The sequence below is a fragment of the Candidatus Zixiibacteriota bacterium genome (genome assembly GCA_034439475.1).
GTDB lineage: Bacteria > Zixibacteria > MSB-5A5 > GN15 > FEB-12 > JAWXAN01.
Genome location: JAWXAN010000042.1, coordinates 137,885 through 151,370, shown reverse-complemented (window position 1 = coordinate 151,370; position 13,486 = coordinate 137,885). Strand labels below are relative to the sequence as shown.

Annotated in this window: 8 protein-coding genes; all 8 read right to left on the bottom strand. The window is 47.2% G+C overall.

The features are described 5' to 3' along the window. Positions 1 to 43: 43 nt before the first annotated feature. Positions 44 to 757 carry a histidine kinase dimerization/phospho-acceptor domain-containing protein gene (locus tag SGI97_06275; GenBank protein ID MDZ4723492.1) on the bottom strand — a complete coding sequence of 238 codons (714 nt, stop codon included), beginning with the start codon at positions 755 to 757 and terminating at the stop codon, positions 44 to 46. A gap of 8 nt (positions 758 to 765) precedes the next feature. Next, a complete protein-coding gene (locus SGI97_06270) occupies positions 766 to 1,779 on the bottom strand; it encodes a PAS domain-containing protein (protein MDZ4723491.1) in 1,014 nt (337 codons plus the stop codon). A 170-nt stretch (positions 1,780 to 1,949) separates the two neighbouring features. Then, positions 1,950 to 4,781, bottom strand: coding sequence for an AsmA family protein (locus SGI97_06265; protein ID MDZ4723490.1), 2,832 nt, complete (start codon positions 4,779 to 4,781; stop codon positions 1,950 to 1,952). 248 nt (positions 4,782 to 5,029) lie between these two features. After that, positions 5,030 to 6,118, bottom strand: coding sequence for a tRNA 2-thiouridine(34) synthase MnmA (mnmA, locus tag SGI97_06260; protein ID MDZ4723489.1), 1,089 nt, complete (start codon positions 6,116 to 6,118; stop codon positions 5,030 to 5,032). Between the two features lie 39 nt (positions 6,119 to 6,157). Beyond that, positions 6,158 to 7,330 carry a cysteine desulfurase family protein gene (locus SGI97_06255; GenBank protein ID MDZ4723488.1) on the bottom strand — a complete coding sequence of 391 codons (1,173 nt, stop codon included), beginning with the start codon at positions 7,328 to 7,330 and terminating at the stop codon, positions 6,158 to 6,160. Positions 7,331 to 7,397: 67 nt separating this feature from the next. Beyond that, entirely contained in the window at positions 7,398 to 9,317 is a 1,920-nt protein-coding gene (locus SGI97_06250; protein ID MDZ4723487.1) for a BamA/TamA family outer membrane protein, read from the bottom strand. Continuing rightward, positions 9,317 to 12,841 (bottom strand): translocation/assembly module TamB domain-containing protein, encoded by a 3,525-nt coding sequence (locus SGI97_06245; protein MDZ4723486.1) that lies wholly within the window; start codon positions 12,839 to 12,841, stop codon positions 9,317 to 9,319. The genes SGI97_06250 and SGI97_06245 overlap by 1 nt, the downstream gene beginning before the upstream one ends. Continuing rightward, entirely contained in the window at positions 12,838 to 13,383 is a 546-nt protein-coding gene (locus SGI97_06240) for a hypothetical protein (protein MDZ4723485.1), read from the bottom strand. The genes SGI97_06245 and SGI97_06240 overlap by 4 nt, the downstream gene beginning before the upstream one ends. Positions 13,384 to 13,486 lie beyond the last annotated feature (103 nt).

The window sequence follows — 13,486 nt, the reverse complement described above, 5'->3', positions numbered from 1 at the left end:
TTATGGAATAAAGGGCGCAAATATAGAGATATGACCGAGAATGTCAACTTATAATCTTGAGGGGCTCTGATTTCCGGAGACGAGAGGTTCTTTTCAAAGGCGATGCGGGTCCAATGGTCGATGACGTAGGGGGCTGTAAAGCGCCCTCGTTCATAACGATAAGTCGTTCCACCGATGATTGGATACGCAGTGCGGAGTGATAGATGGAAGATGTTTTCTTCTCTACCGATGGTGAAAGGTGGTATTGAGGTGAAGCAAGCAACTCCGCCATTCCAAGAATTGCCATGAGCGGGTTATTCATTTCGTGGGCCAGAGCGTTCTTGCCGACCGGGATAACGACCACACCCGGCGTCACCCTTGCTTCTGCAAATTCATTATGTGTTGCTTCGCCCTGAAGTTTCACAAGAATCATGTCAATAATGTTTGGCAGTCTAAGGTAGAAGAACTCGTTTTTCATCAAGGAATGACTGTTATGAATATGTGCGACTCTCTTACTTTCTTCTGTGCAGGTCGATAGAAAAATGAGTGATTGTGTCGATCCATTATAAGCCGATACCACATCAACCATTGTATCGAGTCTATTGCCTAAAAGAGAAATGCTTGCAACACATACGTCGTAGTGAGCAAGGGTCAATTCTTCCAAAGCGGCGTTGGCCGAGGTAAAAAACGAGACAACCCACTCAGGATAGCGTTTGCTCAGTTCGCGCTCCATCAGCAGGGAATGATAGCGGTTGTTTTCGAGAACTAAAATGCGCATGGAATTTATTATTTACTGTCTGCGGCCGCAGGCAATTGATATGTCACAAGTATGCCTTCGCCCTCTTGTTGATGCACTTCCATATGACCACCAAGGTCACTGACAAGTTTTTCAGTGATTACCAGGAGCGATGGAGCCAGCTGATTCGAACCTGTTTTAATTTGTGACTGGCCGCCAGCACCGACGAAGCGCATGACTGCTTGAGCAAGGCCGACCAGTTCAATGATTTCAGCAGACTCTGTTCCGGCCTCAAAGACAATGCGCAGGAGGACACTTTCCATGTCTGCGCTCTTTAAAACCGTCACAAATTCATGTGGCGCGGCACCTTCCCGCTCGATGGACAGTCTGACATCTTCATCGTTCGTGCAGCTATACGAAGTCCCAGACGATGCCGCAAATGTATGAAGCTTTCCCGTCGGAAATCTGGACGCGCATGAGTCAAGGCTGTCACCAATAACTGAGACAGCCGCAATTGGAGTGAGGGAGTGTTTGGCATTGAGAGAGTATACAAGTACGGTCTGGATGGAACCAAATTCGATGATGAGTTTCGAGACTTCTGCCCACTGATTGGACGGTGTTATTCGAGCCAGTCTATGAAGCAGGCTGCGGCTGATAATTGTCGTGTGGAGAGACCGGCCGGATGCCAATTCTTCCTCGTCCACGCTAAAAATTATTTGGTAATTCGCGGGATTACCAGCAATGTAATTGAGCGATATGAAAATCTTGGCAACGAGTGGATTTTGTTTGGTATCAATAAGTGTTACGTGCGTTGTCTCAAAAAAGCTGTCATAATGGTTGCGTTGTCGGAGTATTTGCTGAATTATCTGACGGTCGGATTCAAGCAAAAATTCGGAGAGGAATCTGCCAAACAGTTCCTCTTTTGTGAGACCAATAATCCGTTCGGCCTCGTCATTGACCAGAACAAATCGTCCCTTGAGATCGATTTTGCAGACCGCGCAGCGTTTGACCCCTCGAGGTTCCACGGCAGTCGTTTCGGGCGTTTTTGTCTGCTCTTTTGACATCGCATCCCCGGGCTAAAAATATGCATGATGCTAAACAATCTATGATTCTTTCTCTCTTCAAATATCATCGGCTAATAAGACCAGAATATTGAGCTAAAATGGCAGTAGTAGAGATTAATTTTTTACAATAGGAATGGCGCTAAACCTTAAATCGATTTTCCGGGGGATATCTATTTCTTGAAAAGCTTCTGAAGCAGTCCGCCAGCCTCTGCGCCAAGGCCCTCTTTGAGAGAATTTGTCAGAGCGTTGTAATCGATAGCCACAACAGGTTTGTCTAAAGTACCTCCTATTTTTAGGGGCAGCCGGATACTCGCTGTTTCTTTATTTTTAAGTACCGAGGCGAGGCCACCGAGCACTCCGCCTCTGGAAGATAGACTTTCAGCGGCCTCGCGACTGAGGTCAATAGTCCCTGTATATCCGATTTGACCGTCAAAACCGTAGAATCCGCCAATCGAGACATTACCAAGACTGCCAAGGGTGGTTTTGAGATTGCTCACTTGCACCTTGCCATCTTCTACCTTGATTAAGGTCGACAGATCTTTGAGGGCCTGCTCTTTGTCGAATGCAATTCCAAGCTTGTCTGCCAGACTGTTAAATGTAGACAATATCTCTCCCGAAAGTACAAGCTTCCCATTGTCAACATCTCCCTCGCCATTCAATGTCAGCGAATTGAGAAATTGCTCAGGCTCCCAGCCTTTTGCATTGTATGCGCCTTGAAGATTAACTTTTCCAAAGAGGTGGCCGCCAAATTTTGTGAATCGAGTCAGAAAATCATTGGCCTCAATTTGCGATGCTGTGAATTCACCCGAATAGCCAGGGGCCGACATATCGTTCAGGTCAATGATAGTGGTTCCAGCGACTGAACCAGAGTAGGCTTTCCCGTTCACATCGTAACACTCAATCTTTCTGTCATAGATTTTCACTTTGCCGGTTATCTGAGTGAAATCAATCTTTGAATAGATAAGCGTATCAATCGAAAATGTCCCTTGTCCATCAATATCAGGCAGAAGTATCATTGAAACAGAATCGGGAGCGGCACTGGCGCGATTGCTTTCCGTTCCGGGGGCAGCCTCAGGAAAGAGCTTATCAAAGTCGAACCGGTTGGATGAGAGTGTGAAAGAGAAGAACGGCTTTTGCATTTGGGAGCGATTTAAGTCCTGTATCGGCAAAAGATACGGGAATGGTTTAGTCAGTCGACCGTTGAATGATACATCGCTCGAGGTAAACTGAACATCCATCCTCTGCACCGTAATCGTGTCATAATTTATCAACATTTCGGCGTTGAGCTTTTTAATCGGTTCGGGCAGAAGCGAATCGTTGTATGAGGCATCGATAATTGATAATTTCCCTGCGGGTCGTAGTTCGGCAGGTCTCGAGATAGGGCCACGCACACGCATATCCATTACCAACCGTCCATCAAGTTCAGGCTTTCCGTTAGGCGGAAGATACTTCTCGGCCATCTTCATGCTAACCTCTCCCTTAAACTGACCATCGAGAATAGGAGAAATAGCCAGTGCTTGTACCGAGTCAGCCAGCATGTAAGGAATAAAATCTTCAACGCGGCCGGTGAGACTGAATTGGCCGGACGGAAAATTGCCGCTTAATGCGTTGATTGTCAGCACTTCTCTGTCCATAAATATATCAAGAGCCAAATCATCTATCGGCTCGGGGACCATCTCTGACGAGTAGGTCCCATTCTCAACTTTAAGCGTTCCGGAAAAGTCGATTGCCTGGACTTGTTTCAGCTTTCCAGAAAATTGGATATTGAAATGAGATTGACCGCTTATCTGGTGATTGTTTTTTGTGGGCAAAAATGGCTGCACAAAGGCAAGATTTAGTGACCCGGCGAGTTCTCCGGCAATTGATGGATTCGAGAAATTATCAACCGCCAGATAACCGCGAAGCGGCTGACCATCAAATCGACCATCCTCAATATTGAACCGTAAATTATCGGGCTTGATATCAAGGAGGGCTTTTTGCATCTCAAGCTTTCCGGATATCCCTTCTTTTGACATGGCTATATCATTGAGGACCACAGTTCCTGAGTACCCCACCGCAGGTACAGCAGCGCTGTCGTAGGTGAAGTCCAAATTCATGGAGAATCGGCCATTGACATTATAGTCCTCAAACATCGCTTGGCGTTTCGACGGAAGAATGGCAAACATATCCGAAATCGAAATATCGTCAGCAATGAGATTTCCCTTGGCCTTCATATTCTCCGCTGGATCATTTATTTGTCCGGTAAAGCGCATGACCGAGCCGCCAACAACAAGATCTGCGCGGTCGACAAGCAATTGACGGGCCTCAAGGTCATAACCGGCCTCGTAATTCAAACTTACTGCGCTCAATGAAAAGCCATCATCGCCGCTCATAGACAGGCTGTCAGTGCTAAATTTACCCGAGGAGTTATAGACACTCTGCGATGGCGTCTGTAAAGAACTGGTTAGGTCGAGACCATTGATTGTCAGTGTTGTATTCGATGAGTCATTCTGAAAAACAAACAATCCATCTTTTATTTCGAGTTCATCAAATGACACGATTGCCGCCGCGGCCTTCTGCTCATCAGGAAGATTGGCGGCTTCCGGCGGCAGCGAAGAATCGGCAGTCTCAAACGAGTAATTAGTGAAGCCATCGGCCTGTTTGACCATGTAAATTACTGGCCGATCCACTATAAATTTGTCGATGCGAAAGTTTCCCGTCAACAGGGGCAATAATTGAAGCTTTACATCTATAGCTTCAGCAGTCAACAATTCTTGCTCATCGCTTATTTCAGGCGGGTTGCCGATGCCAACCTCTTTAAGATTAACACCCAGTCCGCCCCAAATAGAGAGGTCAACTTCGCCGATGGTAATAGGCCGCCCAAGAGCCTCAATACCTTTTTCGATGGCGAAAGCCTTCGCTTTCTCCATCGGATAGAATAGCTTTATACCGATTATTAAGAGCACAAATAAACCCAGCACAATGCCGAGTGTCCAAGCAGCTATTTTCAGAAATCGTTTCATATTCTCTTTTACACCCCGTACTGGTTTTGGTTATACAATTTTTGATGGTATAACTACTCAGGGCTTCAATCAACAAGAAATGTGGTCAATATCAGCCACATACTCCGGACACACTTACCCGCTAATTCTCATTTTCTTCTCAAAACCAATCGAAAGTATGAGAATATAGTTCATACCCAAATGATGTCTGTGTTGCTTATGGTCTTAAAGTTGTTTTGGAAAACGAAAGAACATTAGCGAACTGTCGCTTAGCTGACGATTAATCCGCCACCGAGCAGGACATCCCCCCGATAGAAAGCGACCGACTGCCCCGGTGTGATAGCGCGCTGGCTGTCGGTAAAGGAAATGGCTGCCTGGGAGTCCGACATTGGGGTTATAATGGCCCGAGCGGGCTCAGCCAAATAACGGATCTTCACCTCGGCCTCAAACGGTTCGCTTTTGGGATGAATCGCCATCCAATTCATACTGTCTACAACCGTCTCAGATTTATATAGCGTGTCGTTGTCTCCGACAATCACTTGGTTGGCCACCGTGTCAATCTCCTGCACATAAAGCGGAGTCGGATGGGTAATGCCGAGCCCCTTGCGCTGACCGATAGTGTAGAAAGCCGTCCCATTGTGACGCCCGAGAGTTTTTCCATCGACGTGGACAATATCACCAGTCTCAAATGCATTCCCTCGCCGTGCCTCAAAATCTGTCAGGAAACGACGATAGTTATTGTCAGATACAAAACAGATCTCGCGCGATTCAGGCTTTGCTGCTGTTCGGAGGTCAAACTGGCGAGCGATAGCGCGTACTTCTGATTTAAGCATCCCACCCAGCGGCATCAGTGTCCGAGCAAGCGCCTCTTGTTTTAGCCCCCAGAGTACATAGGACTGGTCACGCGTTGAATCAATCCCTTTTTGCAATTGCCAGCGGTTTTCCGAATTCTGCCCGACGATGGCATAATGCCCGGTCGCGATGTAATCGCAGCCAAGAGATTTTGCTTTCATCAAAAATTCATCCCATTTCACTTCAGAATTACAGCGAACGCATGGATTAGGTGTGCGTCCGGCCTTGTACTCTGAGACAAAATTATCGATAACCTGCTCTTTAAAATGCCGGGAGAGATTGAGGACATAAAAGGGGGCGCCGATTTTATCGCACACAAAACGGCAGTCTGTAATAGAATCGATCGTGCAACAGCGCCCATCCTTGTGGATATCACCCCCGACTTCGACATAATCCCACAGCTTCATATGCGCCCCGATGACTTCGTAACCCTGCTGTTTCAACAACAGAGCGGCGACCGAAGAATCCACACCGCCGGACATGCCAACCAATACGCGCTTATTCATACGAAATACCAACGGTGAATCGATTCATAAAGGCCTCGATTAAACGGCATGATTATACGATGGTGATAGCTCACGAAGACGCTGAACTATTCCGGGCAGTATATTCAACACATAATCCAAATTGCCCTGTGTCGTCGCCCGTCCCATTGAAAATCTGACGGCCCCATGAGCGACTGCCTTCGTGATTCCCATAGCAGTCAAAACATGCGAGGCTTCGGTAGCGCCTGAGGTACATGCCGAACCGGATGAGACAGCAACGCCTTCCATATCGAGAGAGAGAATTATTGGTTCGCCTTCAAGCCCGACAAAAGAGATGTTCATCGTTTGCGGTATCCGGTTCTTTCGGGCACCATTAAGTGAACTGTTAGGAATGGTCGAGAGCACCTTATCCAGAAAATAATCGGAAAGCATGGTCATATGCTTGAAGTCATTGGCCATACGACGCGAAGTAATATCGAGCGCTGTTGCCAATCCGACCGCGCCAGCAACATTTTCTGTTCCCGGCCGACGACGGCGCTCATGTGACCCGCCATAAAAGAGTGGGGCAATTTTTACCCCTGACCGGATAAAGAGCGCGCCTGTCCCTTTTGGGCCATAAATCTTGTGGCCAGTCAGAGAAAGCAAATCGACCCCCATCGCCCGAACATCTACCGGGATTTTTCCTATTGATTGGACGGCATCAGTATGGAAAAGGGCGCTCTTCTCATGGGCGGCTTCGGCCATTCCTGCAATATCCTGTATAGCGCCGTTTTCATTATTGGCATGCATAACTGAGACCAGAGCTGTTTTGTCAGTGACTAACCGCCGAAGTTCATCTGCTGATGAGAATCCCTCGCTATTTACCGCCAAGAGCGAGAGTTCAAAATCTTCTTTGTGATGGAGATATTCGGCTGGCTCTATTACTGCATGGTGTTCCGCGGCCCCAACCACCAGATGATTTTTACGCTGTCGCAAATGATAGGCTGAACCGATAACGGCCATGTTATCCGACTCGGTACCCCCTGAAGTAAAGACCAGTTCCGCTGGATCACAGTTAATAAAGTTGGCAATTGTTTCGCGGGATGTCTCTAACGCAACTTTGGCGTCGCGGCCAAAAGTATGCACCGAACTGGCGTTGCCGTACGTTTCGCCCAAATAGGGAAGCATCGCCTGTGTGACGTTGGGATCGACAGGTGTCGTGGCGTTATGATCTAAATAGATATGTTCGCTCATTCAATCTTCCTCATGTATCGCAGGCTCAAAATTCAACAGTCATGCAGACGCAGTCGTTTGTCAAAAATTAGAACGCATACAATATAGTGAAGTGCCAGCGATCAGCAAAATCAAATTTTTCGCTTTTAATGATTCTGGCATAGTCAAGCCGGACCGGTCCTGCCGGGGTGAGAAGCTGAAAACCGGTTCCATAGGTGTACGCGAGATCCTTTAGCGCAATCTCCCATTGGGTAAGAAATCCATTTCCGATATCGAAAAAGATAGATTGCCACAGCGGGAGCTTCTCGAAGAGGCCGCCGATGAGCGGTACTTTGCGGACAACTTGTACAGTTTTCCATCGAAACTCTTGGTTCAAATTTATGATATACCGGGCGCCTATCGGGGTTCCGGTCGCGTCTTTAGGACCCAACTGGTTTTCGTCGAAACCGCGCACAGAATTTGCTCCTCCGATATATTGCGCTTCATCGCTAAATACAAAATCGGAACTGCCGAATTGACGCGCCAAACCGAACCGCGCCCTACTCGCTGAAATCCAGCCCGGCCAGACAACTTTGTAACCCGATAGACTGGTTTGAATTTTGACAAATGTACCATCCCCTCCCAAAAAACCGCCGTAATATTCTGATAAAAGCGATGCCACCGAGCCGCTTCGGGGCAAAAAGAGATTGTCTCTTGAGTCACGAATCAGATCAGCGTACAGCTTTCTCCGCTGGGGTTCTGATGATCTAACATTGATAGAATCAATCGATTGGCTAAAGTCTGAGAATTTCACCCAGGCGTATTCAAAGCCAAGGGTGGTTCGAATATAATCTCCGAAACGCTGTTTGGTTTCAAGGGTTATTCCGAAAAGCCGAACTTTGAAATCACGCACCTCATCGCGCAAGGGTGGACTGTATTCCAGACCAATCGTAATGGGGATACGCAGTTTGAGAAGCCATGGCTCAGTGTATCTCGCGAGATAGCGATGTGTCAGCAAGCGCGAGTCTTCACCCAGGCCGAACGAATACTGCGCGGTAACATCATACCGGCGTGAGCTAAAGAAATTTCTCTTGCCGAATCCGGCGGAAAAGTCCCATTCCAAATCACGAACTGTTGATTGTCCCGCACCGGTTTTGATGGTTATATAACGCGGTTTGCGCTCGCGTACCCTCAAATCAAAATCCGGATTGAGCCTGTCTGTTGAACTATCGGCCTGTACCAACCGCAAGGTTGTAAAGTAACCTGACTCGTAGAGTCTTCTCTGCGATCTGAGAATTGCGTCTCGTTTATAGATGTCTCCTTCCTGAACAACCAACTCGCGCTCGGCTGTATACGAGGGGTAGGTTTGTATTCCGGTGATTTCAACCTCACCGAAATGCACCAGAGAGTCAGCCTCGATTGCCAGAATGACATCACTGCGCGGAATTGAAGATGCGGTATCAAGCTGGATATCTATTGCTGCATAGGGATAACCAGCATTGGCAAATACTGTCTTTATATCCGTGGAAACCTGGCTCATCTGAAGCGGATTCATTGGCTGACCAAGCACAAGACGCTCGGCTATCTCAGCGGCTTCTTCGCGGAGCTCCTCCTGCATATTGCCTGTGATTCGGACATTGCCATATCGAAAGAAATCCCCCTCCTTTACCTGAATCCGGATACGCGCAGATGAATCTTCGGGAATAACCTCAATTACGTGATTTACTTCTACATTGAGAAATCCACTTGTCAGATATAGATATTTTACCTCAAGAGTATCACGATCCTGCGTTTCTGCCTGGACCCGGCTTCGCCTGTCCCCCTTAACAGACTGCCAAAAGTTACGCTCGACACTATAAAGTCGCTTTTTGATTTCTGAATCTTCAAAGTAATTATTCCCCTCTATTACTATCTTTCTGATGACCGGATCGCTTCTCATCCATCGCAAAAACGCGCGATTGACAGTTTGAGCCTCGGTGAAGGATGGATAATGCCCAGCAATGAGCAGCAGAAGAAGGAGTTTTCGCACTAATACTCCCAATGCAATTTGAGGTTCACGTGATAGAGGTCTTCATCGTCTCGTCGGCCCTCAAATGTAAATCCCTTTCGGAAGCGATACTCGAATCCAACCTCCTGCCCGGTTGTTGCAGATCTGCCATAGACGTAGAGGTTCGGCGCAGTATAAAAGCCCAGCGTGACCGATGTTTTTCTTAGATCAAAACTGCCGCTCGATGTCGGATCTATTTCGAAAGTTTCTACGCCGACCAACTGGCCCAACCGCCTCGTTCCAAGCTGCGAAAACTGATTAGAGACTATGGTAGATATTCTTTGTTCAATATTATTTTGAGCCCGGGTCGAATCGCCCGCATAGTAATTTGCAACCAGCAATGGGAAGATATCTTCCCGATTGAAAGGAGAATCTTCGGCTGGATTAATCTCAGGATTTTCGAGGGTTCCGGTAACGTGGATGCACAACTCAAGCTGCTCCGATGACTCCGCGCTGTCTAAACGCTGCCCCGGAATGCGAGTGCATGCGACAATATCCAAATTCGGATTGAGTGCCTCACTTCCCGTAAACGCTACAGTCCCACCCGGTTCAAGCTGGAATGTCTTGTCGAACAGATAAGCCTTTCCTCGCAGAATTTCCATTTCTCCGAGAAGTCTGTCACTTCCATTGGTGCGGATAATATTGACATTTCCAGAAAATTCGGCGTCGATGTCATCGTTTTTTATCCAATAATTGGAGATAATCTCAATATTGAGGTCAAAGTCCCAGCTCCGGTCGCCAGATGAAAGCGCCGACATAAGCGGCGAACCCTGGTTGGCATCGGCAAAGTTCACTCTATACATGGCCGAGAGAATCTGTAGATCACCGGTAACTTTAGGCGGGAGAAATCCTTCAATGTGGAGGTCTCCCTCGACGACACCGTCTATCTCCTCAAGTTCATAGCGAAATGGAACTTCACGCGGAAGACTGACATTGATATCAAGGTAGAGACTGTCAAGCGTTAGTACATTGAGACTGCCGTCAAGGTCGACATAACTCTTTCTATTTTTGTGGCGCGGGTTTTTAATATAGAATGACACATCATCAAGAACGACCTGGTTATTGACCATCTCTATCAAACTTGAATCAAAGTAGAGCGTATCGACCAAATCAAGATACTTGAGCCAGCCGTTTTTCAACAGCGCCTTTCCCTGAAGGTGCGGGTCATTTGGAGTTCCGCTGAGCTTGAATTGGGCTGAGAAATCGCCGCCCATTTCTTCGATTGAAGGGAGCGCAAGCAGCAACAAATCAAAATTGTTCTGGCTTGCTCTCACCGTCAGATCGATCGGCCTGTCAAGCAACCGCTCCTCGACACCGTTGCGTAGCGAGAGATCGGCTGAGAATGTTCCGTTCGCTACAAGATCACCCGGCGAAGATTCAATTTTGAAGGTATCGAGAGTCACGAGATTGTTTTCATAAATCGCTGACAGGGTAGTCATGCCGACATAATGTTGGTTATAAACCATAGAATCAACCGAGGCATAAAGACTTATTATTGGATTGTTAAAGCTCCCTCTGACAGATGCTTCGCTTGTCAGGTTTCCTGAAAGCGGAATCTCTCTCTTCAACAAAGAAAGCCAGTGCTCTAAAGGGAGATAAGCGATGGATAGACGAAGATCCAATGACTCGTTAAAGTTTAGTCTGCCAGTTACAGTCAATTCGGATAACGTGTCACCTACAGTGAAGCGCCTAAAATCGAAGCCTTTGTCGTCGGCTTCGAATACAAGCGGAGAACGATTGTGAAGTGTGCGATCAAAAAGCACTGTCTGAAAGTTGTCAACCGTGATTCTTTTCTGCTGTCCTTCAAATTGAACGTTTCCTCCCGCAGAGAATGCAACCGACGGTAGGTATAAATCAAGAGAATCAAAATGAACTGAACCGGAATCAACCTCGAGCAAGCCCGAACTGCTGTCGAAAGCCAAAGCCCATAAGCTGCCGCTTGCGGTGTTGAATTGAACAGTGCCAGCAGGCGCAGTAAGCATGCGTAAGATTTTGAATTCAGATGTGAGACTATCGGTCAATAGTCCGTACACCCTGATTGAGTCTGAGCGCAGAACACCGGAAATGTTTGGATTTTTTGTCTCACCCGTAAACCAAACGTTCCCCTCAGCACGGCCGCCAATATCCTTAAGAAAAAACTTGTCCTTCCACCTCTCGAGACTTCCCAGCCTGGCATCGACACGCAAATCTATCTCATCCCGATATTCCACTTTTCCGCCTACAACAAATTCATTCTCATAGAAATTAACCTGAAATCCCTCGACAAATAAGATTGAATCGGCGGTAACCACCATATCACCACTGGTATAGTGAATCGGATAGTTGTCAAACGATGATTCGTGAATATCTACAGTTATTGAAAGCTCTAGTTCAGATGTCTTGAATGACCGGCCAGACAGTTCAATCTGGCCGTTGAGGTCAGATACAAAGCTGGACGAGATGAGTGACTGCAAATTGAAGTTGCTCACATATGCTGAAACAGAATACTCTTTGTCAGACTTCGAGAAGTCTACTTCTCCCCGTCCATCGACGGCTGTCGATCCGAGGATTGTGCCATAGACCGTATCCAGTGTGAGATGCTTGTTTGCATACCGAAAATCTATCATGAGGTTTTCCAGATCGACTTTTTGGAATTTTCCGCCGAGAGACAGTGAGCCACGAATAGATCCAGAATCGAGTTCGATATCTCCAGTAAGGTCAATTATCCCCTTGAGGTTTGCCCGGATCAAGGGAGATAGTTCGGCCAAGTTCAAATTGTTGGCATCGAGCGTCACATTCCCGCTCATCGAGCCAAGGGCAAGTGCGCCATCAAGCTTAACTCTCGACTCATTTTGGACAAGCCGCAAGTCCTTAAATACAATATTCTTCTCCGCGACCGTTAGCTTGCCTCCGGCATCGGTCAATTCAAGTCCTGGGCGATTTGATTTAAAATAGAGCTCACGGATATTTCCTGTATAGGTTCCGCCTTCTGTCAAGAGCTCGGCATTGAGATTAAGATCATAGATTGTGAGAGAATCAGCCGGATCGATCAGGGATACGAATGCATTCTTCAGACGAAAATCACTAATGACAATCGCCGGTGTTCCCTTAGGCGCTGAATCCGGCCTTTGGTTCAGAGAAGCAAGTCCGATAAAACGCCCTGAGCTGTCTCGATGTAATTCAACTATGGGTGAGTCCAGCGAAATGAGATTGAAACGGTAATCGGCATCGATCAAATTCATGATAGAATAATCTGCCGTCACACGAGGAACCTGAAGCAGCGTAAAGGAAATATCTGAATCGCTGTATCTGACGGAAAGATCATCGACAGATATCCCAGAGTAGAAATTTCCTCCGATAGAGCCCAATGATACGATAAATCGAGAGTCCTCCCCGAGCAGTTTGTTGATTTGAGAGATGGTGAGACGCTCTATGCCGCCAGCATTTATGAGATAGTATGACAGAGCGGCTATTCCAATAAATACAATACAGATTCCGACAAGCAGAACCTTGAAAAAGAGCTTCATCCTGACACCGTAAGATTCTTCAGCGTATCCTGAGCAAAAAGAAAGCCCTCGCCCGTTTCAGTACCCAGGACAGTGATAGCATCCAATACAAGGTCTGGCTGTGCGCCGAGATTGAGTGCTCCGCGGATATGTGAGACCAATTGCCTCGGACGGAAATCAACAATGAGATAGGCCATTATTGCCAGTTCGCGCTCGATAATGCTGAGGCCTGGGCGACTCAGTACCTTTCCATAACCATCATGTATCATCCACCGAAAAGCCTCAGGGGCAAAACCAGTAATTCGATGCTGGAGTTTCTCGAAATTGCCTGCATAGACCCGTTTGTACAATTCAGTCCCTTCGGTAAACCATTTTGTCGTCTCTTTGCTTGTGTATTGGTTTACCGTCGAATCGTTAGATTCTTCCGGCCATGATTCCGCAAGACTCTCGGCGGCAGTAAGCATTCGAGGAAATCCAAGAAACAAATAGGATTGCAACATTACTTCATATAACGCCGTTCGTGCTATTTTATGTTCACGCGCCGACATAACGCTTAGAGACATTGATTCTTCGTCTGAGAAGGCAATCGACGCAGCATAAAGGCAAAGCTGCAATGGTTGAAAATGCGATTGATCTGATGATGCGGGTTTTGAGCGCAGACGCTCC